Source organism: Streptomyces deccanensis, assembly GCF_022385335.1.
Lineage (GTDB): Bacteria > Actinomycetota > Actinomycetes > Streptomycetales > Streptomycetaceae > Streptomyces > Streptomyces deccanensis.
On sequence record NZ_CP092431.1, the window covers coordinates 7215397 to 7240698 of the forward strand.

20 protein-coding genes are annotated in these 25302 nt (G+C 70.5%); 11 read left to right on the forward strand and 9 right to left on the reverse strand.

Annotated elements, in window-relative coordinates; genetic code table 11:
* Positions 1-582, forward strand: a complete 582-nt coding sequence (locus L3078_RS32115; protein WP_239757433.1) for a DUF4240 domain-containing protein — start codon at positions 1-3, stop codon at positions 580-582.
* 66 nt (positions 583-648) lie between these two features.
* Here L3078_RS32115 and L3078_RS32120 read toward each other — a convergent pair whose 3' ends face one another.
* Positions 649-1869 carry a PucR family transcriptional regulator gene (locus tag L3078_RS32120; protein WP_239757434.1) on the reverse strand — a complete coding sequence of 407 codons (1221 nt, stop codon included), beginning with the start codon at positions 1867-1869 and terminating at the stop codon, positions 649-651.
* Positions 1870-1976: 107 nt separating this feature from the next.
* On the opposite strand from L3078_RS32120, the gene L3078_RS32125 reads away from it, so the two are divergent.
* The 3 genes from L3078_RS32125 (at position 1977) to L3078_RS44670 (ending at position 5048) form a co-directional block, all read left to right on the forward strand.
* A complete protein-coding gene (locus L3078_RS32125; RefSeq protein WP_239757435.1) occupies positions 1977-2903 on the forward strand; it encodes a proline dehydrogenase family protein in 927 nt (308 codons plus the stop codon).
* Between the two features lie 50 nt (positions 2904-2953).
* Entirely contained in the window at positions 2954-4585 is a 1632-nt protein-coding gene (gene pruA, locus L3078_RS32130) for an L-glutamate gamma-semialdehyde dehydrogenase (protein WP_239757436.1), read from the forward strand.
* 331 nt (positions 4586-4916) lie between these two features.
* Positions 4917-5048 (forward strand): hypothetical protein, encoded by a 132-nt coding sequence (locus L3078_RS44670; protein WP_005479955.1) that lies wholly within the window; start codon positions 4917-4919, stop codon positions 5046-5048.
* Between the two features lie 87 nt (positions 5049-5135).
* Here the strand turns inward: L3078_RS44670 and L3078_RS32135 are convergent, their stop codons facing one another.
* Positions 5136-6710: a purple acid phosphatase family protein gene (locus tag L3078_RS32135; protein ID WP_239757437.1), complete on the reverse strand. Its 1575-nt coding sequence runs from the start codon at positions 6708-6710 to the stop codon at positions 5136-5138.
* Positions 6711-6876: 166 nt separating this feature from the next.
* Between L3078_RS32135 and L3078_RS32140 the strand changes: the two genes are divergently transcribed.
* From L3078_RS32140 to cimA, 3 genes are all read left to right on the forward strand, one after another.
* Entirely contained in the window at positions 6877-7920 is a 1044-nt protein-coding gene (locus tag L3078_RS32140) for a 3-isopropylmalate dehydrogenase (protein ID WP_239757438.1), read from the forward strand.
* 262 nt (positions 7921-8182) lie between these two features.
* Positions 8183-9271 carry a branched-chain amino acid aminotransferase gene (locus L3078_RS32145; protein WP_239757439.1) on the forward strand — a complete coding sequence of 363 codons (1089 nt, stop codon included), beginning with the start codon at positions 8183-8185 and terminating at the stop codon, positions 9269-9271.
* A gap of 435 nt (positions 9272-9706) precedes the next feature.
* Positions 9707-11311, forward strand: coding sequence for a citramalate synthase (cimA, locus tag L3078_RS32150; protein WP_239757440.1), 1605 nt, complete (start codon positions 9707-9709; stop codon positions 11309-11311).
* 224 nt (positions 11312-11535) lie between these two features.
* On the opposite strand, the gene L3078_RS32155 is transcribed toward cimA, so the two are convergent.
* A complete protein-coding gene (locus tag L3078_RS32155; protein WP_239757441.1) occupies positions 11536-12033 on the reverse strand; it encodes a hypothetical protein in 498 nt (165 codons plus the stop codon).
* A 217-nt stretch (positions 12034-12250) separates the two neighbouring features.
* Here L3078_RS32155 and L3078_RS32160 point away from each other — a divergent pair, with 217 nt between their 5' ends.
* Positions 12251-13645, forward strand: coding sequence for a hypothetical protein (locus tag L3078_RS32160; RefSeq protein ID WP_239757442.1), 1395 nt, complete (start codon positions 12251-12253; stop codon positions 13643-13645).
* Between the two features lie 100 nt (positions 13646-13745).
* Here L3078_RS32160 and L3078_RS32165 read toward each other — a convergent pair whose 3' ends face one another.
* Positions 13746-14528 carry a serine protease gene (locus tag L3078_RS32165; protein WP_239757443.1) on the reverse strand — a complete coding sequence of 261 codons (783 nt, stop codon included), beginning with the start codon at positions 14526-14528 and terminating at the stop codon, positions 13746-13748.
* 344 nt (positions 14529-14872) lie between these two features.
* On the reverse strand, positions 14873-15490 hold the full coding sequence (locus tag L3078_RS32170; RefSeq protein WP_239757444.1) for a YceI family protein: 618 nt from the start codon (positions 15488-15490) through the stop codon (positions 14873-14875).
* A 147-nt stretch (positions 15491-15637) separates the two neighbouring features.
* On the opposite strand from L3078_RS32170, the gene L3078_RS32175 reads away from it, so the two are divergent.
* The 3 genes from L3078_RS32175 to L3078_RS32185 all read left to right on the forward strand — a co-directional run bounded on the left by L3078_RS32175 (position 15638) and on the right by L3078_RS32185 (position 19992).
* Positions 15638-17992: a polysaccharide lyase 8 family protein gene (locus L3078_RS32175; RefSeq protein ID WP_239757445.1), complete on the forward strand. Its 2355-nt coding sequence runs from the start codon at positions 15638-15640 to the stop codon at positions 17990-17992.
* 165 nt (positions 17993-18157) lie between these two features.
* Positions 18158-19741 carry an acyl-CoA carboxylase subunit beta gene (locus L3078_RS32180; RefSeq protein ID WP_239757446.1) on the forward strand — a complete coding sequence of 528 codons (1584 nt, stop codon included), beginning with the start codon at positions 18158-18160 and terminating at the stop codon, positions 19739-19741.
* Positions 19742-19797: 56 nt separating this feature from the next.
* The gene (locus tag L3078_RS32185; RefSeq protein ID WP_045561501.1) at positions 19798-19992 is read left to right on the forward strand and encodes an acyl-CoA carboxylase epsilon subunit; all 195 of its coding nucleotides are present in this window, start codon (positions 19798-19800) and stop codon (positions 19990-19992) included.
* A gap of 227 nt (positions 19993-20219) precedes the next feature.
* On the opposite strand, the gene L3078_RS32190 is transcribed toward L3078_RS32185, so the two are convergent.
* From L3078_RS32190 to L3078_RS32205, 4 genes are all read right to left on the reverse strand, one after another.
* On the reverse strand, positions 20220-20801 hold the full coding sequence (locus tag L3078_RS32190; protein WP_013000463.1) for a GTP-binding protein: 582 nt from the start codon (positions 20799-20801) through the stop codon (positions 20220-20222).
* Positions 20782-21351 carry a DUF742 domain-containing protein gene (locus L3078_RS32195; protein ID WP_239757447.1) on the reverse strand — a complete coding sequence of 190 codons (570 nt, stop codon included), beginning with the start codon at positions 21349-21351 and terminating at the stop codon, positions 20782-20784. The genes L3078_RS32190 and L3078_RS32195 overlap by 20 nt, the downstream gene beginning before the upstream one ends.
* Before the next feature lie 98 nt (positions 21352-21449).
* Positions 21450-21863 (reverse strand): roadblock/LC7 domain-containing protein, encoded by a 414-nt coding sequence (locus L3078_RS32200; protein ID WP_004983065.1) that lies wholly within the window; start codon positions 21861-21863, stop codon positions 21450-21452.
* 10 nt (positions 21864-21873) lie between these two features.
* Positions 21874-25095: a sensor histidine kinase gene (locus L3078_RS32205; RefSeq protein ID WP_239757448.1), complete on the reverse strand. Its 3222-nt coding sequence runs from the start codon at positions 25093-25095 to the stop codon at positions 21874-21876.
* Positions 25096-25302 lie beyond the last annotated feature (207 nt).

The window sequence follows — 25302 nt, forward strand, 5'->3', positions numbered from 1 at the left end:
GTGGACGACGAGACCTTCTGGGACGTGATCGAGGGCTGCCGACGGGCGACGCGGGACCCCGACGAGCGGTCGGAGTGGCTGCGCGGGCGGCTGGCGGGCCGGCCGGAGGCCGAGATACTGCGGTTCCAGACGATCCTGGACCGCGTGTTGGCCCCCTCGCTCACCTGGGACCTGTGGGGCGCCGCCGACCGGATCATGGGCTGGTGCTCGGACGACAGCTTCTTCTACTTCCGCCTCTGGCTGGTCGGTCTGGGCCGGGACGGGTTCGACCGGGCCGTCCGAGACCCTGACTCCTTGGCCGACGTGCCCGGGGTGCGACAGCTCGCGGGCCGCTCGCCGCAGCTCTGGGACGAGGAGGAGTGGCTGGACTGGGAGGAGTTGGACTATGTGGCCGCGCGGGCCTACGCACACCTCTCGGGGCGTACGGAGGAGGACTTCTACGACGCCATGGACGAACTCGGCGGCGACGACCCCGAGTCGGGGGACCCGGCCGGTGAACGCTGGGACGCCTGCGACGACGAGGAGTCGCACCGCCGTCTGCCCCGCCTCAGCGCGCTGTTCCCGCTCTCCTCGGCGAGTTGACGCCCACCGGCTGTCCCGGGGTGAGCCGACGCCCGCCAAAGGCCTCGTGGACGCGCACCAAAGACCTCACAGCCGCGCGCCCTTCAGTGCCATGTGCAGCAGCAGCCGGTCCTCGCCGTCGGTCAGGCGCAGACCCGTGAGCTGTTCGACGCGGGAGAGACGGTAGTAGAGGGTCTGCCGGTGGATGCCCAACTCGGCCGCCGTCCGCCCGGCTTGGCCCGCGTGGTCGAGGAAGACCTCGGCGGTGTGGGCGAGTTCACGGTGGGCGGGGGTGAGGAGGGCGCGGACGGCCGGGTCATGGGGAAGGCCGGGAGGCAGCGCGGTCAGCAGCCGGTACGGGCCGATGGAGCGCCACTCGGCGATCGGGCCCAGCCGCGGCTCCGCCAGCGCCGCCCGGGCCGCAGCCGAGGCCTCCCGCCAGTCGGTGCCCAGTTCGGCGAGGCCCGCTCGGGCCCCCGAGACACCCGCCGCCGCGTGCGCGCCCGCGCGTTCCAGCAGCCGGGCGGCGGCGGTGAGCGCCGGCGCCGGTACGTCGGCGGAGCGCAGCCGTACCAGCAGGGCCAGGCTCTGGCCCGCCGCGCCCCACGGCACCGTGCACAGCGCGGTCGCCCCCGGCACCGTACGGAAGGAAGGGGCGTCGTCCGGGTCGGGGGACGGCCAGGGGGCCACGCACACCAGCGTGTGGACGCCGTCGCCGCGGGGGCCGAGGGCCGCGCGCAGCTCCGCCACGGCCATGTCGCGCTCCCAGTCGCGCTCGGCGGCGAGGACCGCGCGCAGTTCGCGGGTGAGATCGGCGCCGGCCTGGGCCTCGTCCGCGAGGAGGGCGCCGATGCGGGAGGTCACCGTCATGGCGGCGGACAGCTGGGCGTCGGTCGGGCCCGGGTCGCCGTCCAGGAGCCAGACGTACCCGAGGACGACCCCCCGATGGCGTACCGGGAGGCAGACCCGGCCCCGGAGCACCCCCGCCTCCGGGGTCGGCGGGATCCGGACCGGGCCGGTCGCCCGAGTGATGCCGAAGCCCTCGAACCACTCCCGTACCGCCGTCGTCGAGCGGCGGGTCAGGATCGAGCGGGTGCGGACCGGGTCGAGAGCCGACGGATCGAGCTCGCCCTCGCTGTCGTAGGCGCCGAAGGCGATCAGCTCGAAGTCGCGGTTCTCCAGCGTCGCCGGGGCACCGAGCAGCGCGGAGATCTCGTCGACGAGGTCCTGGTAGCCACCCAGCGAGTGCGGCGATGCGGATTCCGACGTCACCCACGCATTCTCCCGCACCGACCCGCCTTCATACATCTGTCTGAGATCTGCGGCACGAATGCGTGACAGCTGTCGATGGTCGGGGAACGGGGGGATCCTTAGGTTTCACGGTGGTTCTATCTGCTGGTATGTGGAGGTGCCCCGTGCTGGGTCCCGTGATTCTCGCCGCGTCGCGCAGCGACCGGATACGACGCCTGATCTCGGCGGCGCCCGTGACCAAGCAGGTCGTCGACCGCTTCATCCCCGGTGAACGCGTCGACGACATCGTCCCCGTCATCCGCGAGCTCACCGGCCGCGGTCTCGACGTCACGATGGACGTCGTCGGCGAGGACATCACCCGACCGGAGCAGGCCACCGCCGCCCGCGACGCCTATCTGGAGCTGATCGACCGGCTGAAGGAGCTGGATCTCGGCGAGCGCGCCGAGATGTCCGTGAAGCTCTCCCTCTTCGGCCAGGCCCTCGACGGCGGCCACGAGCTGGCCCTCGCCAACGTCCGCCCGGTCGTCGAGGCCGCCGCCGCGATCGGGACGACCGTCACGCTCGACGCCGAGGACCACACCACCCTCGACTCGATGTTCGCCATCCACGACGAGCTGCGCCGGGACTTCCCGCAGACCGGCTGCGTCATCCAGGCCTACCTCTTCCGCACCGAGGCCGACGCCCGCCGCCTGGCCGAGAACGGCAGCCGGGTGCGGCTGGTGAAGGGCGCCTACAAGGAGCCCGCCCACGTGGCGTTCCAGCAGAAGGCCGAGATCGACAAGGCGTACGTCCGCGTCCTGAAGATCCTCATGGAGGGGGAGGGGTACCCGATGATCGGGTCCCACGACCCGCGCCTCATCTCCATCACCCAGGAACTCGCCCACCGCGCCGGACGCAAGCTCGACGAGTACGAGTTCCAGATGCTGTACGGCATCCGCGGCGACGAGCATCTGCGGCTCGCCGCCGAAGGCCACCGGATGCGGGTCTACACCGCGTACGGCACGGACTGGTACGGCTATTTCATGCGCCGCCTCGCGGAGAAGCCCGCCAACCTGCGGTTCTTCCTCCGCGCCATGGTCAGCAAGGGCTGAGCCCCACACAACGGCTCGCACACACCGCTCAGTAAGGAGTTACGGAACCCATGGACGCTGTGACCCAGGTCCCCACCCCCGTCAACGAGCCGGTGCACGGCTACGCCCCCGGCTCGCCCGAGCGCGCCCGGCTGGAGGTCAAGCTGAAGGAACTGGCGGAGAACCCGATCGACCTGCCGATGACCATCGGCGGCGAGAAGCGGATGGGCGGCGGCGACCGCTTCGACGTGGTGCAGCCGCACAACCACAAGGCCCGCCTCGGCACCTACGCCAACGCCACCGGGCAGGACGCCCAGGACGCCATCGACGCGGCCCTCGCCGCCGCGCCCGCCTGGCGCGCGATGTCCTTCGACGACCGCGCCGCGATCATCCTGCGCGCCGCCGACCTCCTCGCCGGCCCCTGGCGCGAGACGCTGGCCGCCTCCACCATGCTCGGCCAGTCGAAGACCGCCCAGCAGGCCGAGATCGACTGTCCCTGCGAACTGGTCGACTTCTGGCGCTTCAACGTCAAGTACGCCCGTGACCTGCTCGCCGAGCAGCCCCCGGCCAACTCGCCGGGCGTCTGGAACCGCCTCGACCACCGCCCGCTGGAGGGCTTCGTCTACGCGATCACGCCGTTCAACTTCACGGCCATCGCGGGCAACCTGCCGACCGCCCCGGCGCTGATGGGCAACGTGGTGGTGTGGAAGCCGTCCCCGACGCAGACCCACGCCGCCGTCCTGCTCATGCGCCTGCTGGAGGAGGCGGGCCTGCCCAAGGGCGTCATCAACCTCGTCACCGGCGACGGCATCGAGGTGAGCAAGGTCGCCCTGGAGCACCGCGACCTCGCCGGCATCCACTTCACCGGCTCGACCAAGACCTTCCAGTACCTGTGGAAGACGGTCGGCGCCAACATCGAGAAGTACCGGTCGTACCCGCGCCTCGTCGGCGAGACCGGCGGCAAGGACTTCGTGGTCGCGCACCCGAGCGCCGACCGCGCCGTGCTCAAGACCGCCCTCACCCGCGGCGCCTTCGAGTACCAGGGCCAGAAGTGCTCGGCGACCTCCCGGGCCTACATCCCCGCGTCGATCTGGAACTCCGGCTTCAAGGAGGAGTTCGCCGCCGAGGTCGAGTACCTGACCATGGGCGACGTCACCGACCTGTCCAACTTCATCGGCGCCGTCATCGACGAGCGCTCCTTCGCCAAGAACAAGGCCGCCATCGACCGCGCCAAGTCCGACCCGACCTGCACGATCGTCGCGGGCGGCAGCTACGACGACTCGGTCGGCTACTTCGTCCGCCCGACCGTCGTCGAGTGCACCGACCCGGAGAACGAGGTCTTCACCACCGAGTACTTCGGCCCGTTCCTCGCCGTGCACGTCTACGAGGACGACCGCTACGAGGAGATGCTGACCCAGATGGAGTCGGTGTCGGCCTACGCCCTGACCGGTTCGGTCATCTCGGGCGACCGCGCGGCCACCGCGTACACGATGGACAAGCTCCGCTACGCGGCCGGCAACTTCTACGTCAACGACAAGTCCACCGGCGCCGTCGTCGGCCAGCAGCCCTTCGGCGGCGGCCGTGCCTCCGGCACCAACGACAAGGCCGGCGCCCCGCAGAACCTGATGCGCTGGACCCTGACCCGCGCCATCAAGGAGACCCTGGTCCCGCCGACCGACTACACGTACCCGCACATGGGCTGACACCGGCCACCGTCCAGCGGCGCCCGGCCTCCTCCGTCTCGGAGGGGCCGGGCGCCGCCGCGTTCGGCGCGAGATCAAAGAAATCGCAGGTCAGCGGGGTGTGACCCATTCCACCGTCTCAGATAGTAGGAAGTCCGACTACTTGTAGAGACAGATGCGCCGCGCTCACCTAGCTTTGTAGGAGCCGAACGTCTCGCTCGATCCAGCGAATGGCGGTCGTGAGCCGGAGCCCTAGGCAGGCAACCCCTGCGGCCCCGCTCCCCGCCCCATCCGGCGTCTCGTAACCCTCCCGTTTCCGTACTCCGGATTGCCTCGAAGGAGTCGATTCCCCATGGCCGAGACGACCGTCCGCCGCCGAGTCCGTCACGTTTCCCGGACCACCGAGTCCGACCGCAAGAACGCCGCGGCCGCCCTGCAGCGCGCCCTCGACCGCCGGGACAACGGCGGCTCCACCGGGCACTGAGCGCCCCGTCAGCCGGGAGCCGCACCTCAGGGAGTGCGGCGCGGCCGTAGGTGGACGCCTACGGCCGCGCCGCGCCCCGAAGTGGACTCACGCGCCGCGCCGCACCTCGAAGTGGTCGACGCGGTCGCCGTTCTGCGCCAGCGCCGACACCTTCAGGGCCGGTCGCGCGCCGCTCTCCACCTCCACCGAGAGCAGCGAGAACCCCCGGTAGCGCACCCGCGACCACTCCACCGTCTCCGCCTTCGACCTGCGGGACTTCGTCCACTCGAACGTCTCGACGGCGTCGTGACGGGTGACGTGCCCCTCGTAGCTCTCCTTCACGCCGGACGGGAAGCCGTACAGATCGCGCCCGCCGCCGCCCGCCGTGACGTACACGATGCCGTCCCGGGTCGGGTCGGTGGACGCGCCGACGGGTACCGGCCTGCCGACCTCGCCGTCCTTGATGGCGTCGGTCCGTTCGTAGACGTGGTTGTGGCCGTTGACCACCAGGTCCACCTGGTGCTTGGTGAACAGCGGCAGCCACGCGTCACGGACACCGCCGTCGGAGGCGTGCGCGGACGTCGAGTAGGCGCAGTGGTGGAAGAAGACGACGATGAAGTCGACGCCCTTCGCGGCCCTCAGCTCCCCCAGCTTCCGGTCCAGCCACTGGGTCTGCCGGCCGCCCGAGTAACCGAGGTTGGCGGGGATCTCGTACGACACGTCGTTCGCGTCCAGCGCCACGAAGCCGACGTTGCCGTAGGTGAACGCGTACACCCCCGGCGCCGACCGGGGATCGAAGCCGTTGTCCGGGAGGGACCAGCGGGCGAGCTGACCGCCGTAGCCGTCCGGTGAGTACCAGGCCTCCATGTCGTGGTTGCCGGTCGTCACCATCCACGGCACGGACCTGGCCACCGGCTCGTTCTGCTTGAGGAACAGGTCCCAGAACCCCGGGTCGTAGCCGTCCGCCTCCACACCCTTGCCATTGCCGTTGGCGTAGCAGATGTCGCCGGCGTGGAGGTGGAAGGCGGGTTTCTGGCGGACGATCAGGTTGTCGTTCGCCGCCGCGGCCTTGCCGACGCCCTGATCGCCGAACGCGGTGAACACGAACTTCTCCGGCGCGGCGGGCGCCGTGCGGAAGGTGCCGATCGTGAAACGGTGGGCCGGGGCGGCCGGATCGAAGCCCTCGTGGCCGACGCCGTAGTAGTACGTCGTGCCCGGGCGCAAACCGTCCAGGGCGGCGTGCAGGTAGTACTGCTCCAGCTCCAGGCGCACGCCCTCGACCCCCGGCGTGTGCAGGTCACGGACCTCCGCCTCGACCTTCCGGGTCAGCTCCTCGGGCTTCAACCCCACCCGCAGATAAGGCTTCTTCACCGCGAGCGGCACCTGCCAGGAGACCCGCATCTGGGTCTTCGGATCGGCGCCGAACGCCAGATGACGGCCGAAGGGGGTGACCACGGAACCGGGCGCCTTGGAGGTGGCGGGCGACGGGGTCGAGGTCGTCGCGTTCGGTGAGGCCGACGAATCGGAACCGCCGCAGGCGGTCAGCAGTCCGCCCGCCGCCAGCGAGCCCGCCGTCACCAGGGTGCGGCGCCGCGACAGCTTCGTACGCAGGTACTCGTGCTGCTCGGCCATGCTCATCCGGCGCGCGAGCTGCGGCGGGATGCCGAAGTCGGGTATATCCATGCTGTCGAACTTCCCAGTGAATCCCAACGCCCGCCCCCCGTACGGGTGAACGCGTGGTGACGTGTGGGCAGCCTCACCCGATGGCGCGTCCGTGTCGCCGTCGAGGAAGCCGTCCGTATCGCGGACAGCCCATGTCATCCCGTGGGACAAGGAGTACGGTGCCGTCATGTCTCGCAGCCTCAATCTCGCAGTGATCCCCGGTGACGGCATCGGTCAGGAAGTCGTGGCCCAGGGGCTCAAGGTCCTCTCCGCCGTCCTTCCGCAGGATGTGAAGCTGGAGACCAAGGAGTACGACTTCGGCGCCCAGCGCTACCACGCCACCGGTGAGACCCTCACCGACGCCGACCTCGACGCGCTGAAGAAGCACGACGCGATCCTGCTCGGCGCGATCGGCGACCCGAGCGTCCCCTCCGGGGTCCTGGAGCGCGGCTTCCTGCTCAAGCTCCGCTTCGCCTTCGACCACCACGTGAACCTGCGCCCGTCGAAGCTGCTCCCCGGTGTCGCCACCCCGCTCGCCGGTCAGCCCGAGATCGACTTCGTCGTGGTCCGCGAGGGCACCGAGGGTCCGTACACCGGAAACGGCGGCACCATCCGCAAGGGCACCGAGCACGAGGTCGCCACCGAGGTCTCCGTCAACACGGCGTTCGGTGTCGAGCGGGTCGTGCGAGACGCGTTCGCCCGCGCCCAGGCCCGCCCGCGCAAGAAGCTCACCCTCGTCCACAAGAACAACGTGCTGACCTTCGCCGGTCACCTGTGGACGAACATCTTCAACAAGGTGGCCGAGGAGTTCCCCGAGGTCACCACCGACTACATCCACGTCGACGCGGCCACGATCTACCTGGTCACCGACCCCGCCCGGTTCGACGTGATCGTCACCGACAACCTCTTCGGCGACATCATCACCGACCTCGCCGCGGCCGTCTCCGGCGGCATCGGCGTCGCGGCCTCCGGCAACATCAACCCCTCCGGCGAGTTCCCGTCCATGTTCGAGCCCGTGCACGGCTCGGCCCCGGACATCGCCGGCCAGGGCAAGGCCGACCCCTCCGCCACGGTCCTGTCCGTCGCGCTGCTCCTGCGTCACCTCGGCTACGAGGGCGAGGCCGCCCGTATCGAGGAGGCCGTCTCCGCCGACCTCGCGGAGCGCGTCGGCAAGCCCGCCCGTTCGACGGCCGAGATCGGCGACGCCCTCGCCGTACGAGTAGCCGGCTGACCCGCCGCGCTCACTCGAATCTCTCGAAAGCCGCCGGGTCGCATCAGCACCCGGCGGCTTCCGTATGACTTCCCCAGGGTCCCGCCGGGTGTCACCATCATCCCCGGGTCGCAATCACGCCGTTTTCGTCCGCCGACTCCGCTTGCGATAATCGAACGCGGAGCCGCCGAATGAGGCAATGCTCGGACGTCCTAGGACTCGCCACCGGCAGTGCGGACGTGAGCGCGGCCCGTCACACACAACCGGTGAAGGACAACCACTCATGACGACGCCCACGATCGAGCTCAAGCCCTCGGCCTCGCCACTTTCCGACGCGCAGCGCGAGGCGATCCTGGCCGACCCCGGCTTCGGCCGCCACTTCACCGACCACATGGTCGTCATCAAGTGGACCGAGGGCCGCGGCTGGCACGACGGCCAGCTCGTTCCGTACGCGCCGCTCTCCCTGGACCCGGCCACCATGGTCCTGCACTACGCCCAGGAGATCTTCGAGGGCCTGAAGGCCTACCGTCAGCCGGACGGCTCCGTCGCCACCTTCCGCCCGGAGAAGAACGCCCGGCGCTTCCAGGCCTCCGCCCGCCGGCTCGGCATGCCGGAGCTGCCGGTCGAGACGTTCATCGAGGCCTGTGACGCGCTGGTGCGGCAGGACCAGGCCTGGGTCCCGGCCCACGGCGGCGAGGAGTCCCTCTACCTGCGCCCCTTCATGATCGCCACCGAGGTCGGCCTGGGCGTCAAGCCGGCGGGCGAGTACCTCTTCCTGGTCATCGCCTCCCCGGCCGGCGCCTACTTCCCCGGTGGCGTGAAGCCCGTCTCCATCTGGGTCTCCGAGGACCACGTCCGCGCCGTCCCCGGCGGCATGGGTGACGCCAAGACCGGCGGCAACTACGCCGCCTCCCTCCTCGCCCAGGCCGAGGCGGCGGCCGAGGGCTGCGCCCAGGTCTGCTACCTCGACGCGGTCGAGCGCAAGTGGGTCGAGGAACTCGGCGGCATGAACCTGTACTTCGTGTACGGCGACCGCATCGTCACCCCCTCCCTCACCGGCTCCATCCTGGAGGGCGTCACCCGTGACTCCCTGCTGACGGTCGCCGCCGACCTCGGCTACGCCGCCGAGGAGGGCCGGATCTCCATCGACCAGTGGCAGGCCGACTCCGAGAGCGGCGCCCTCACCGAGGTCTTCGCCTGCGGTACGGCCGCCGTCATCACCCCCGTCGGCACGGTCAAGCGCACCGGCGCCGCCTGGCAGCAGTCCGGCGGAGAGCCCGGCCCCGTCACCCTCAAGCTCCGCGACGCGCTGCTGAACATCCAGCGCGGCACGGTCGAGGACAAGCACGGCTGGATGCACGAACTGGGCTGACACCCACCGCGACTCCCCTCAGGGCCGCCCCGGACGACCCGTCCGCGGCGGCCCTGCCGCGTCACCCGGCCGCCCGTCACGGTCGCGGTGATCCGCGCGCACGCCGGCACCGACATGATCAGCGCGCTGTTCGCATCCTGAGACGGACGGTGAGCACGGGAACGGTCTGTGCCAGACTGCCCCCGTGCTCTCGTTCGCCATGATTATTGGCAGCAGGCGCGCCGGTCCGCAGTGACCGCCACGTACGACCAGGTACGGGCGGACACCGTCGTCCTCGACCCGCGCGCAGACCTCTCGCACCCGCGAGGGGTTTTTCGCTTTTCTGGCCCACCTTCAGCCGGGAGCGCAGCGCGAGGGACCATTGGGGGCGGTGGAGCCGGTCATTCCGGTACAGACCGAGATCCAGCGGGATCCAACAGCAGGAGCCTTGACACCATGACGGAAACCAGCGCACTGGACGACTCGTTCCACGTCTTCGACACCACCCTGCGCGACGGCGCCCAGCGCGAGGGCATCAACCTCACGGTCGCGGACAAGCTGGCCATCGCACGGCACCTGGACGACTTCGGCGTCGGCTTCATCGAGGGCGGCTGGCCCGGCGCGAACCCGCGCGACACCGAGTTCTTCGCCCGGGCGCGCAAGGAGATCGACTTCAAGCACGCCCAACTGGTCGCGTTCGGCGCCACCCGCCGAGCGGGCGGCAAGGCGAGCGAGGACCCGCAGGTCAACGCCCTGCTCGACTCCGGCGCCCCGGTGATCACCCTGGTCGCGAAGTCCCACGACCGTCATGTGGAACTCGCCCTGCGCACCACCCTCGACGAGAACCTGGAGATGGTGCGCGACACGGTGTCGTACCTCCGTTCCCAGGACCGCCGGGTCTTCGTCGACTGCGAGCACTTCTTCGACGGCTACCGCGCCAACCCCGAGTACGCGAAGGCCGTCGTCCGTACCGCCGCCGAGGCCGGCGCCGACGTGGTGATCCTCTGCGACACCAACGGCGGCATGCTCCCGGCGCAGGTCCAGGCCGTCGTCTCCACCGTCCTGGCCGACACCGGCGCCCGTCTCGGCATCCACGCCCAGGACGACACCGGCTGCGCGGTCGCCAACACCCTGGCCGCCGTCGACGCCGGCGCGACCCACGTCCAGTGCACCGCCAACGGCTACGGCGAGCGCGTCGGCAACTCCAACCTGTTCCCCGTGGTCGCCGCGCTGGAGCTGAAGTACGGCAAGAAGGTCCTCCCCGAGGGCGCCCTGCGCGAGATGACGCGGATCTCGCACGCGATCGCCGAGGTCGTCAACCTCACCCCCTCCACCCACCAGCCGTACGTCGGTGTCTCCGCCTTCGCGCACAAGGCGGGCCTGCACGCCTCCGCGATCAAGGTCGACCCGGACCTGTACCAGCACATCGACCCCGAGCAGGTCGGCAACACCATGCGGATGCTGGTCTCCGACATGGCGGGCCGCGCCTCCATCGAACTCAAGGGCAAGGAGCTGGGTGTCGACCTCGGCGACGACCGCGAGCTGGTCGGCCGGGTCGTCGAGCGCGTCAAGGAGCGCGAGCTGAAGGGCTACACCTACGAGGCCGCCGACGCCAGCTTCGAGATCCTGCTGCGCGACGAGGTCGCGGGCAAGCCGCAGCGCTACTTCCGCACGGAGTCCTGGCGGGCCATCGTCGAGGACCGCCCCGACGGCAGCCACGCCAACGAGGCCACCGTCAAGCTGTGGGCCAAGAGCGAGCGCATCGTCGCCACGGCGGAGGGCAACGGGCCGGTGAACGCGCTCGACCGCGCCCTGCGCGTCGCCCTGGAGAAGATCTACCCCCAGCTCGCCAAGCTGGAGCTGGTCGACTACAAGGTCCGCATCCTGGAGGGCAAGCACGGCACGAACTCCACGACGCGGGTCCTCATCTCCACGACGGACGGAACGGGGGAGTGGTCCACGGTCGGGGTCGCCGAGAACGTCATCGCCGCGAGCTGGCAGGCGCTGGAGGACGCGTACACGTACGGGTTGCTCCGCGCGGGGGTGGAGCCGGCGGAGTAGGCCCGGGGTGGGTGGGGGTGCGTTGCCGGGTGCGGGTTCGGTGGGGGCTGGTCGCGCAGTTCCCCGCGCCCCTGAAGGAGGCCTTCGGCCCCTTCGTCAAAAAGCACGGGGCGCAGCCCCTGCTTTTTGAGGGGCGCGGGGAACTGCGCGACCAGCCCCCACCCACCCGCACCCGACGACGCACCCCGAGAACCCCACCCCGTACCCCGCCCCCGGCGGAGCCGTCAGCACGCCCCCTCGGCCAGCTCCTCGAACTCCTCCGCATCCATCACCCGGCCGTCGGCCCACACGTCCCCCCGCTCCAGCCGCCCCAGATCGGCCGCCGTGAAGCTGACCGCCCCGTTGGCGTAGTCGTCGGTGTGGCCGAAGAAGGCGAACTCGTAGGTGTGCCCCGGCAGCACCCGCTGCTCCCCCCTCGCCTCGGCCCGCCACGCCGCCGGCGGCGAGAAGAGCGGGAACTCCACGTCCCCCGACCACGCCCCGGTCGTCGCCCAGACCGTGGTGTCCGCCTCGTCCGCACCGGGCTTCTCCTTGTAGGAGCCCGCCCAGCCCTCGACCGTCGGCGCCTCGTAGGTGTCGTCGCCGCACGGCCGCACCAGCACGCGCGGCGTCCCGTCACCGTCCACCGCCACGGCGGCCAGCGGCAGGACTTCCGGACCGCAACCGCTCAGCACCACCACCGCCGCCAGCGCCCCGACCACGCCGAGAACTCTCCGCAGCATCCCGTTCGCCCCCGTCCCCTTGTCGCACCACCTGACCCGCACCCTCCCGAACGGTTGTACAGCCGTCCCGACGCCCACCCAAGTCGACAGTCGACTGCCATCACGTCACGAATCGAGCACCCTCACCGTCACGGTCAGCGTCACCGGCACCCAGGCACTCACGGGACCCGTTGATCGAATCGTCCGTTTTCGCGGCGATGGAGGTAGCTTCGAAGGTATGAAAGGCGTACCGGGTCGACGTCGTCTCCTCATCCGCCTGCTGATCGCGCCGCTCGCCGCGGCGGCCCTGGCGGTGCTGTCGGTCGGTGCGCCGAGCGCACACGCGGCCACCGACCTGTCCACAGTGGCCGCGGCCCTGCGCGAGGACCCCGTCTACGTCGACCCGGCCGCCACCGACCTGCTCTCCTCGGCGGACGCCGAGGCCCTCTCGGACAAGATCGAGGACGCGGACGAGCCGATCTTCGTGGCGGTCCTCCCGGCCGGCTACCCGACCGAGAACCTCTTCCAGAACCTGCGCACCGAGACGGGCGTCACCGGCCTCTACGCCGTCCGCCTCGGCGACCGCTTCGACGCCCGCGCCGACAGCAGTGTGCTGAGTCAGGAGGCCGTCGCCAACCTGGTCACGGCGGTCCAGGGCGCCGGCGACCCGAAGGCCCAGCTCAACGACTTCGTGGACGACGCCCTGCGCAGCAACCCGGGCGGCACGGCCCCGTCGAGCTGGAGCGAAGGCTCCGACGCCGGCGTGGACGCCGGCGCCCTGGCCGCGGCGGGCGCGGTGGTGGTGGCGGGCGGCGTCGGCGCGTACGCGCTGGTCCGCCGGAACCGCCGCCGCAAGGAGGAGGAACGCCGCGAGGCGCTGGCCAAGCTCGCCGTGGTGGTGGACGAGGACATCACGGCCTTCGGCGAGGAACTGGAGCGCCTGGACTTCCACCCCGCCGAGGCGGGCGCCGACGACGCGATGCGCGCCGACTACGAACGGGCCCTGGACGCCTACGAGAAGGCCAAGTCCCTCATGGCGGCGGCCACCCGTCCCGAGGAGGTCCGCGCGGTCACCCAGACCCTGGAGGACGGCCGCTTCTCCCTGGCCCAGCTCGCCGCCCGCAGGGAGGGCCGGCCCCTGCCGGAGCGCCGGGCCCCCTGCTTCTTCGACCCGCGCCACGGGCCGTCGGTCGCGGACGTCCTGTGGACCCCGGGCGCTGGCACCGCGCGCGAGGTGCCGGTCTGCGCCGCCGACGAGGCCCGTCTCGCCGACGGCCAGGACCCCATGATCCGCGAGGTGGAGACGGTGTCCGGCGCCCGCCGCCCCTACTGGGACGCCGGCCCGGCCTACGGTCCCTGGGCGGGCGGCTACTTCGGCGGCGGCATCCTCCCCGGCCTCCTCGTCGGCACCATGCTCGGCAGCATGATGGCCACCCCCTCGTACGCGGCCATGTACGGCGCCGGGTACGGCGACTTCGGCGCGGCCTCCGGCTACGGAGGTGGCGACGTCTCGGGCGGTGACTTCGACACGGACGACTTCAGCGGCGGTTTCGGCGGCGGGGACTACGGAGGCGGCGACTTCGGCGGGGGCGGGGACTTCGGGGGCGGCGGAGACTTCGGCGGAGGTTTCTGACGCCCTCGCCCGCCCCGGGCCGGCCGTGGGCACGGACACGGGCCCGGCGCTGGGAGCCGCCGGGCCCGTGGACGTCGTACGGAGTGCTGCGGGGCGTCGCTCAGAGCGTGGCCGCGGCCGACGCGATCTGGGACGCGAAGGTGGACACCTCGGTGTAGACACCTGGGGCGTTGGGCTGGGCGCAGCCTATGCCCCAGCTGACGATGCCGACCTGGATCCACTGGTTGGCGTTGTCCCGGCGGAACATCGGACCGCCGGAGTCGCCCTGGCAGGTGTCGACGCCGCCCGCCGCGTAACCGGCGCAGATCTCCTCGCCGGCGATGAGCCCGCTGTAGCCGCTGTAGGAACGGCAGGTCGCGTCGCTCACGAACGGCACGGTGGCCTTGAGCATGTAACGCTGCTGCGCGCCGCCCTGGGTGGCCGCGCCCCAGCCGGCGACGGTGAAGGTGCCGGAGTTGTACGCGGTGGTGTTGGCGATCTTCAGCGTCGGGAGGTTGATGGGCGAGGCGAGCTTGATGAGCGCCCAGTCCTTGCCGTCGCCGTTGTAGCCGGGGGCCCGGTACACCTTGGTCGAGCGGACCTGGACCCGGCCGCTGGTGCTCTGGAGGTCCACGACACCGGCCGTGGCCGTGATGCTGGTGTTGTTGCCGGTCGCGCCGACGCAGTGCGCGGCCGTGAGGACGATCTGCTGCGTGTACAGCGAGCCGCCACAGCCCATCGACAACCGGACCATGAACGGGAACTCGCCCTGCGCGGCCCGCGTTCCGCCGACCACCGGCGCCGGCGCGGCCGTCGCCGCCGACACGGGCTGCAGGCTGGCGATCGCGAGCGCGGCGGCACCGACAGCCGCACATCTCTTCAGAGCGGTGATGAGTCGCTTCAACGTGATGCCTTCCGTGGGGGGTTGACAACCGCAGACATGACGCAGATATGACGTGGGCATGCCAAAAGAGCGACAGGAAATCACCTTTGATGGCATGCCCAGGTCAATTTCTGTTGCAGGATTATGAGAACGCCGAAACCCCCCACACAAGAGGCACGAACCAGCCAGGTTCTCTCCCAGCGCGACGTCGGGGAGGAGTCAGCGTCCCGGCGTCGCCCCGCGCGCGTCGAGCCGGGCGCCCGTGTGCGGACATGCCGAGCCCTCGCCCTCCTGCCCGGGAGGCAGGCGAAGGGCGAGGGCGCTCGGCGGTGTGTCGGGACGGCGCGGCGTCGCCGCCGACGGGGTCACGCGTTGCGGATGGCCGAGATGTCGAAGGTGAGCTTGATCTTGTCCGACACCAGGACGCCACCCGTCTCCAGCGCCGCGTTCCACGTCAGGCCCCACTCGGAGCGCAGGATCTCCGCCTTGCCCTCGAAGCCGACGCGCTCGTTGCCGAAGGGGTCCTTGGCGGCGCCGTTGAACTCCAGGTCGATGGTGAGGGGCTTGGTCGTGCCGAGGATGGAGAGATCGCCGGTGATGCGGTAGTCGTCGCCACCGAGGGCCTCCGCCTTCGTGGAGCGGAAGGTCATCGTCGGGAACTCCTCCGTCTTGAAGAAGTCCGCGCTCTTCAGGTGACCGTCACGGTCGGCGTTGCCGGTGTCGATGCTCTCCATCTTGACGTCGATGGAGGCGGTGGACCGGGTCGGGTCCGTGCCGTCCAGGTGCAGGCTGCCGGAGAAGTCGAGGAAGGCGCCCTTGACGTTGGTGACCATGGCGTGGCGGGCCGTGAAGCCGATCGTGGTGTGGGACGCGTCGATCGCGTAGTCGCCGGTCAGCGCGGCGAGTTCGGGGTTCACCGCGGAGACGGTCGCCGGGGTGCCGGCGGTCTCGGTGGTCGAGTTGTTGCGGCCGAAGATGCCCATGACGTGCTCCTTGAGTGATGTCGTTCAATGTTCAACGAACTGAACACGGCCTACCGTAGACCTATTCCGTTCAAATTTCAACCGTGTCGAATCGGTGATCGACATGTCACGCGTTGTTGATCCGGCGACGCCCGGGTGGTACACGGCATGGGCATGCCCCCCACACGCCGCACCGTCCTGCTCCTCGCCGCGACCCTGGCGACGACGACCGCACCCGACCCCACAGCGGCGGCCGCCGCCGCGCACGTCGCCGACGACGAGTACGACGCCCTCCGACACCGCTGGCTCGCCATCGCGCTCGGCGACGGCTACGACCCCGCCGCCGAGCCCTACGCCACCCGCCTGCGCGAGACCGGCGACCTCGCCCATGCCTTCCGCGCGGCCATGGCCCCCACCGCGAACTCCCTCTGGCCGGGCCACCCCTTCGACCCGCCCGCCGGAATCACCCAGAGCTACAGCCGCCTGTGGACCATGGCCCAGGCGTACGCCCAGCCCGGCACCGGCCGTACCGGCGACCCGGCCCTCCTCGCGGACGTCCTGCGCGGCCTCGACCACCTCGCCATGACCGTCTACCACCCCGGCACCACCCGCTACGGCAACTGGTGGGAGTGGCAGATCGGCAGCCCCCGCCTCCTGCTGGACATCGTCGCCGCCCTGTACGACGAGCTGACCCCCGTCCGCCGAGCCGCCGCCTGCGCGGCGATCGACCACTTCATCCCCGACGCGCTGCTCCGCGACTACACCGGCACCTCCACCGGCGCCAACCGCGTCGACCTCTGCCGCTCCGTCGCCCTGCGCGGCATCCTCGGCCGCGCCCCCGAGAAGATCGCCCTCGCCCGTGACGCCCTCTCGCCCGTCTTCCCGTACGTCACCCGGGGCGACGGCCTCTACGCCGACGGCTCGTTCGTGCAGCACACCTGGGTCGCCTACTCGGGCACGTACGGCCAGGTCATGCTCGACGGACTGGGCAGGCTCCTCGCACTGCTGGCCGGGTCGAGCTGGGCGGTCACCGATCCGAACCGGCAGACCGTGCTCGACGCCGTGGAGCGGGCCTACGCGCCGCTCATCCTCGACGGGTTGGTGATGGACAGCGTCAACGGCCGTGCCATCAGCCGGGGTTACCTCAAGGGCGACGACCGGCACCTCCTGCGCGGCGACCACTTCCACGGGCACGGCCTCATCGCCGCGATCGCGCTCCTCGCGCTCGGCGCCTCCGCCGCCGAGCGCGAGCGGTGGCACGGGCGGATCAAGGGGTGGATCGAACGCGACACGGTGACACCGATCCTCACGGCGCGCCAGTTCGGTGTCGCGGACCTGGCCCGGCTGCACGCCGTCGCCGCCTCCCCGGTCGCCGCCGCGCCCGAACCCGTCGGCCACCGCCTCTTCCCGGCCATGGACAGAGCCGTCCACCGCCGGCCCGCCTTCACGGTGAACATCGCCATGGCCTCCGACCGCATCGCCCACTACGAGTGCGGCAACGGCGAGAACCCGCGCGGCTGGCACACCGGTTCGGGAACGACCCTGTGGTGGGCCGACGGGCACGGCGACCAGTACACGAACTGGTTCTGGCCCACCGTCGACTGGTACCGCCTCCCCGGCACCACCGTCTCCACCCGGCGGCTCGCCGACCGGGAGGGCGGCGAATGGGGCGCCCCGAAGCCCCCGGTCCGCTGGGTCGGCGGGACGACCGACGGCGAGTACGCGGCCGTCGGACAGCACCTCGCGGGCCTCGGCTCCACCCTCCGCGCCCACAAGTCGTGGTTCTGCGTCGCGGACGCCGTCATCTGCCTCGGGGCGGGGATCAGCTGCGCGGACGGGGTGCCGGTGGAGACGGTGGTCGACAACCGGAACCTGGGGGAGACCGCCGCCGCGGCACCCCAGGCCCTGCTACGGGGCCGACGCTGGGCACACCTGGCGGGCCACGGCGGCTGGGTCTTCCCTGAGGCGCGGACGGACGGCGCCCTGCGCACCCTCCGCGAGGACCGCACCGGCGCCTGGTCCGACATCAACACCGGCGGTACGACCGAACGCCGCACCCGGCGCTGGCAGACCCTCTGGCTGGACCACGGCACCGATCCGGTGAACGCCGGCTACGCCTATCTGCTCATGCCCGGGGCGTCCCGCCACGCCGTCGAGGCCCGTGCCGCCGACCCGCGCTGGTTGTCGATCTTCGCCAACGACAGCGCGTGCCAGGCCGTCCACGTCCCCTCGCTGGGACTGTTCTGCGCGAACTTCTGGCGGCCCGGTACGGTGGGCCCGCTGACCGCCTCCGCCGGGGCGAGCGTGCTGGTCCGCCGCCGGGGGAGGACCGCTACCCTCTGCGTGAGCGAACCACCGCGCACGGGCGAGCCGATGGAGATCACCTGGCACGGCCCGTTCCGCGGGGTGGGCCGGGCGGACGACACGGTCGAGGTGCTGGAGTCGACACCGGGACGCCTGCGGCTCCGCGTCACCCCCGGCACGGCCTGCGCCACCCACACCTGTGACCTGACTCTCGCCTGACCGGACCGACCCGCCTTTGTGAGACCCCTACAAGCCCCACACCCCCTGAGCAGTCGGTTCGACTGCATGCCGACGAGGTTCTGTTCAGGGGTACCAGGAAAACACGCCGGAGACTGTACGGAGTCGACGGACCGCTTTCCTCGCTCGGCTTCGTAAGGTCACTACATGACCGTTTTGGATGAGGCACCGGGTGAGCCGACGGACGCGCGCGGGCGAGTGGCCGAACTGCACGAGATCCGTGCCCAGGCGTTGGCCGGCCCCAGCGAGAAGGCGACCGAGGCGCAGCACGCCAAGGGCAAGCTGACCTCCCGGGAGCGCATCGAGCTGCTGCTGGACCCGGGCTCCTTCAACGAGGTCGAGCAGCTGCGCCGGCACCGGGCCACCGGCTTCGGTCTGGAGGCCAAGAAGCCGTACACCGACGGTGTCGTCACCGGCTGGGGCACGGTGGAGGGCCGTACGGTCTTCGTCTACGCCCATGACTTCCGCATCTTCGGCGGCGCCCTCGGCGAGGCCCACGCCACGAAGATCCACAAGATCATGGACATGGCCATCGCGGCCGGTGCCCCGCTGGTCTCGCTCAACGACGGCGCGGGCGCCCGTATCCAGGAGGGCGTCTCGGCGCTGGCCGGCTACGGCGGCATCTTCCAGCGCAACACCAGGGCCTCGGGCGTCATCCCGCAGATCTCGGTGATGCTCGGCCCCTGCGCGGGCGGCGCGGCCTACAGCCCCGCCCTCACCGACTTCGTCTTCATGGTCCGCGAGACCTCGCAGATGTTCATCACCGGACCGGACGTCGTCAAGGCGGTCACCGGCGAGGAGATCACCCAGAACGGCCTCGGCGGCGCGGACGTGCACGCCGAGACCAGCGGCGTCGCGCACTTCGCGTACGACGACGAGGAGACCTGCATCGCCGAGGTGCGCTACCTCCTGTCGATGCTCCCGCAGAACAACCGCGAGAACCCGCCGCGCGTCGAGGCCTCCGACGCCGCCGACCGCCGCAGCGACGTCCTCCTCGACCTGGTCCCGGCCGACGGCAACCGGCCGTACGACATGACCAAGGTCATCGAGGAGATCGTCGACGACGGCGACTACCTGGAGGTCCACGAGCGCTGGGCCCGCAACATCATCTGCGCCCTGGGCCGGCTCGACGGCCAGGTGGTCGGCATCGTCGCCAACCAGCCGCAGTCCCTCGCGGGCGTCCTCGACATCGAGGCCAGCGAGAAAGCCGCGCGCTTCGTGCAGATGTGCGACGCCTTCAACATCCCGATCGTCACTCTCCTGGACGTACCCGGCTTCCTCCCGGGCGTCGACCAGGAGCACGGTGGAATCATCCGCCACGGCGCGAAGCTGCTGTACGCCTACTGCAACGCGACCGTGCCCCGGATCTCCCTGATCCTGCGCAAGGCGTACGGAGGTGCCTACATCGTGATGGACAGCCAGTCCATCGGCGCGGACCTGACGTACGCGTGGCCGACCAACGAGATCGCCGTCATGGGCGCCGAAGGTGCCGCGAACGTCATCTTCCGGCGCCAGATCGCCGAGGCCGAGGACCCGGAGGCGATGCGGGTCCGGATGGTCAAGGAGTACAAGGCCGAGCTGATGCACCCGTACTACGCGGCCGAGCGTGGCCTCGTGGACGACGTGATCGACCCCGCGGACACCCGCGCGGTCCTCATCCGCTCCCTCGCGATGCTCCACACCAAGCACGCGGACCTGCCGTCCCGCAAGCACGGCAACCCGCCGCAGTAACCCGACGGTTCCTTCGCGGTACCCCTGCGGAAACCTCATCCACGGAGACTGAACCCATGAAGCTGCCTGATATTCGCGTCGAGAAGGGCCACGCCGAGCCGGAGGAAGTGGCCGCGATCACCGCGCTGCTGCTGGCCCGCGCGGCCGCGCAGCCGACCGAGACCCTGCCGGCCCACCGGGGCCGCCTCCGCGCGGGGTGGCGCCGCCTGGAGCGCGAGCCGGGGTTCCGGGCGCCGCACAGCTGGCGCTGAGCCTTGGCTCGAAAGGGCCCCTTTCCTTCAGGGAGGGGGCCCTTCGCGTGCGTCGTCGGGTGCGGGTCCGGTGGGGCTTCTCGCGCAGTTCCCCGCGCCCCTATGGAATGGCCGGAGGCCTTTCAGGGGCGCGGGGAACTGCGCGACCAGCCCCCACCCACCCGCACCCGACAACGAACAGGGACCCCTCCCGCAAAGGAAGGGGTCCCTGTTCATGACCTCGGTGGCTACCGGAGCCGTGCCATCAGCGCATGCTCCACAAGGGTGATCAGGGCCGACTTCGCGTCCGAGCGGTGGCGGGCGTCCGTCGTGATGATCGGGGTGTCCGGACCGATCTGCAGGGCCTCCCGGACTTCGTCCGGGTTGTACGGCTGCTGGCCGTCGAAGCCGTTGAGCGCGATGACGAACGGGAGCCCGCTGTTCTCGAAGTAGTCGACGGCCGGGAAACAGTCGGCGAGACGCCGGGTGTCGACCAGCACGATCGCGCCGATCGCGCCACGCACGAGGTCGTCCCACATGAACCAGAAGCGGTCCTGACCGGGGGTGCCGAACAGGTACAGGATCAGGTCCTGGTCGAGGGTGATGCGGCCGAAGTCCATGGCGACCGTGGTGGTCGTCTTGTCCCCGGTGTGGGTGAGGTCGTCGATGCCCGCGGACGCGGACGTCATGACGGCCTCGGTACGCAGCGGGTTGATCTCCGAGACGGCCCCGACGAACGTGGTCTTGCCCACGCCGAAGCCACCCGCCACCACGATCTTCGCCGAGGTGGTGGAGCGGGAAGGACCGCCGCTAGAGCTTGCGAAGTCCACTGAGCACCCTTTCGAGCAGTGTCACGTCTGGCTGGCCGCCGGCGTTCTCGTCGCCGCCGGGCTGATGGATGGCGACCAGGCCCGCCTCCGCCAAGTCGGCGACGAGGATCCTGGCCACGCCGAGGGGGATGGTCAGCAGCGCCGAGATCTCGGCGACCGACTTGATCTCTCGGCAGAGGTTGCAGATCCGCTGATGCTCGGGCAACTGGCCCTGCATCTGGTGCGGCTGCGCGGTGGTGTGCACCAGTGCCTCGATGGCGAGCTGGTAGCGCGGCCTGGTGCGGCCGCCCGTCATGGCGTACGGGCGCACCAGGGGGTTGTGTGCTGCCCCGGCGGGCGACGGCTCCGGGGTGCGGCGCTGCGGCTGCACGGGCTGGATGCGCGGCGCCGGCGGCTGGTCGTACGGCGAGGGGCCGGGGCCCTGCGGTGCGTACGGCTGCTGGCGGCTCGGTGCGGAGGGGAAGTTGTACCGGTTCTGGTCACCCTGGCCCGGCCCCTGGCCAGGGTAGGACCAGTTGCCCGACGATGAACCGCCTGGGGGTGTTGCCACGTTCTCTCCTCCTCCGACTGTGCTGGCATCCATGGCTCATTGGAAGCCGCGTCCCGAAACCTTACGGCCCCGGGACGTCAAAACGCACGGTCTGACTGTTAGTTGAGCAGGCTGCCCTGGAGCTCCGCACGAAGATCGGGCGTCAGGACCGTGCCGGCACGGTCCACCAGAAGGGCCATCTCGTACCCGATGAGGCCGATGTCGGCTTCCGGATGTGCGAGAACGGCGAGCGAGGAACCGTCGGAAATGGACATGATGAACAGGAATCCCCGCTCCATCTCCACAACCGTCTGATTGACGCTGCCACCTTCGAAAATGCGGGAGGCACCCGCGGTCAGAGAGGTCAGACCCGACGCGACGGCCGCCAGCTGGTCGGCACGGTCGCGGGGAAACCCTTCGGACATCGCCAGAAGGAGTCCGTCGGCGGAGACCACCACCGTGTGCGACACCCCGGGGGTGTTGTCCACGAAATTGGTGATCAACCAGTTCAGGTTCTGTGCCGCCTGGCTCATCGGGCTCACACTAACGCTCCTGGTTGTAGGTGCTGTCAGGACCGAAGCCCTGGCCGTTCGTTTCACTGCCTGCGTTGCGCCCACGCTGGACACCCCGGCGCAGGTTGCTCAGCCTGCCCCGGACGTCCTCGGGAGCGCGGGAGATCTGTGGACCTCCCTGCGGGGTCGTCTTGGCGGCTCCCTCGACCAGGTTGGCCTTGGGTACCCGCCGAGGCAGGCCGGAGGAGGTGACCCCGCCCGCCTTGGGCTTCTTCAGCTGGGAGGCCTGCTGCCAGCGCGCGTCGTTGTCCGAGCGCCAGTCGCCGTTCGGTCCCCCGGCCGTCGGCTGGTCCTGGGCCACTTCCTGCCGTCCGTTCACGGCGCCCGCGCTCGAGCCGCCCGCGCTCGCGGTGGAGCCGCGGCGGGGCAGGCCGGCGTCGGTCAGCGCGTGGCCGGCGGAAGGGGTGGATCCCGGACGGTCGAAGCCTACGCGGTCAGGCTCCTTCACGTCAGCGGCCTGCGTGGATTCCGGTTCCGGAGCGTACTCGGAGCGGTACGAGCTCTGGTAGTCCTGCTGCTGCGGCCAGTCGTCCTGATAGGACGGCTCTTCGAAGCCCGAGTACGTCTCCGGGGCGTGCGCGGCGGCCGCCGCGTGGTCCTCTTGGACGGACTCCGCATACGCCGGCTCGGGGTAACCGCCGGTAGCGGAGAACGTGTCGTTCCCGCCCGGGAGGTGCCCGTTCCCGTTCGCCATGCCGTTGCCCTGGCCGAAGTACGCCTCGTCGTACGACGGTTGCTGCGGCTCCTCGTACGCCGTCTGCTGGTCGTACGACCGCTGCGGGTCCGCGTACGCGGTCGCGCCGTTGTCGTAGGACGGTTCGGCCGACTGGAAGTCGTCGCCGTAGCGCGGCGCCTCGGCGGCGGGCAGCTGCGGGTTCTGGTGCGCCTGGGACTCCAGGGCAGCGCGGCGCTCCTCGCGCATCAGGGAACGGCCCACGGGGTCCAGGTCACGGAGGTCGTCCGGAACCTCGTACCGGCTGTCGTCGAAGCCCAGCTCGGCGGCGGTCCGCATCGGGGCGACGCCCGGCTGCTGGAACGAGTGCTGCTGCTCCGGGATGATCTGCGAGACCGTGAACTCGTCGGCCCCCGGCTGGTGCTGCTCGCCACCGCCACCGTGGGTGATGACGTCGGGGAGCATGACCAGCGAGGTCGTACCGGCCTGCTCGCCCGAGGGGCGGAGCTGGACCCGGATGCCGTGCCGGTCGGACAGCCGGCCGACCACGAACAGACCCATGCGCTGCGAGATCGCGGCGTCCACGGTCGGCGGGTTGGCCAGCTTGTGGTTGATGTCCGCGAAGTCCTCGGCGGTGAGGCCGATGCCCTTGTCGTGGATCTCGATCATCACGCGGCCGTCGGGGAGACGGGTCGCGGTGACGCGGACCTTGGTCTGCGGGGAGGAGAACGTGGTGGCGTTCTCCAGGAGCTCGGCGAGCAGGTGCACGAGGTCGGTCACGGCGCGGCCGTGGATCTCGGCCTCCGGGACACCGGAGAGCTCGATGCGCTCGTACTGCTCCACCTCGGAGGAGGCGGCGCGCAGCACGTCGATCAGCGGCACCGGCTGGTCCCAGCGGCGGCCGGGCTCCTCGCCGGCGAGGACCAGGAGGTTCTCGCCGTTGCGGCGCATACGGGTCGCCAGGTGGTCCAGCTTGAAGAGGTTCTCCAGCTGGTCCGGGTCGGCCTCGTTGTTCTCCAGGTCGGTGATCAGGGTCAGCTGGCCCTCGATCAGCGACTGGTTGCGGCGCGAGAGGTTGGTGAAGATCGCGTTGATGTTGCCCCGCAGCAGGGCCTGCTCGGCGGCGAGGCGGACGGCCTCGCGGTGGACCTGGTCGAAGGCGCGGGCGACTTCGCCGATCTCGTCCGTGGAGGTGATCGGGATCGGTGCCACCCGGGTGTCGACCCGGCCGGGGTCGGTGCGCGAGAGCTGGTCGACCAGCATCGGCAGACGCTGCTCGGCGATGCCGAAGGCGGCGTTGCGCAGCTGGCGCATCGAGCGGCTCATCTGGCGGGCCATGATCCCGGCGATGATGAACGCGGCGAGCAGGGCGACGATGACGATGGCGCCGTTGATGTAGGCGTCGCGCTGGGCGTCGGAGGCGATCTGGCCGGCCTCGGACACCGCGCGGTTGATCAGCTCGGTCTCGACCTCGCTGTAGCCCTCGAACTTCAGCGTGGAGGCCGCCATCCAGTTCTGGTAGGTGACACCCTGCTTGGCGAGGTCCTCGCGGGAGGCACCGCTGCCGATCGCCTGGATCATCTTCAGCATGGTGTCCGGCGGCGCGACGTAGTCCGGGTTCTTCGCGGCGGCCTCGGCCGCCTGCTTCTTGCCCTCTTCGGTCTTCTGCGCCATGACCGACTCGAGCCGCGCGGCGTCGGCCTCGGTGCCACCGGAGACGAACTCCTGGACGGCGACGTTCTCCAGGTAGGCGTACGAGGTGAACGCGGTGATCTGCTGGCGGAAGATCTGCTCGTCCTCGCTCGGGCGGACCAGCAGGTGGGTGCCGATCGAGCGCTGCAGCGAGGCGGCGCCCTTGGCGAGGGCGATCGCGTAGACGGTACGGCCGTACGCGGTGACGTTGCCGGTGCCGAGACCGAGCTCGTTGGAGAACTCCATCAGCAGGTGCTCGACGGCGACGTAACCCTCTTCGGTCTGCACCGGGTCGGCGGCGCGGGTGAAGGCGGTCTGCCGGATCTTCTCCAGCTGCGGCTCGGCCTCCTCCACCAGACGCAGACGGCGCTCCAGGCCCTGCCCGGCGGGCATCCCGACGACCTCCGCGTGGAAGGCGTCGGCCTTCTCGTCGGTGAAGGCGCGGGCGTCCTTGACGACGTCGCTGTCCCGGTTGCCCTCCAGCAGGGGCTGGGCGGAGAGGTCACGCTCGTTGAGCAGCGCCTCGGCGTAGATACCGGCGGCGGCCACGATCTTGGCGACCTTCTCGGCGTCCTTGGCCTCCTGCCAGGTGTCGATCGAGCCCTTCACCTGGAAGCCGCCCATGACCAGGCCGACCAGCACGGGTATGAGGAGAATCGCGTTCAGGCGGGTGGGTACACGCCAGTTGCGGGGGGAGAGACGACTGCCGCTGGGCGCGGGAACTGCCGTCGGCTCCGGTCCGGTCACTTGTGCGGGTGCCGCTCCGCGCGGCGGCGGGGTGAAGTTGCCCCGCGCCGACGGCTCGGGACCTTTCTTGCTTCGCCTCACTCGACCAACAACCTCTCGGCGCCGGCACCTACGTCGTGCCGCGGGTGACTCCACGCCCTAGTACGTCTTTGACTAATGGGCAGTTCAGGCATTCCAGCACGTCACGCTGAGGACTTCCAAACACTGGGAGGCAACGATTCCGCGTGATGTAAGTCCCAGATAAAACGGTCATAAAGAGCGAGCCCCGGCAAAAAGCGGGGCCATTGT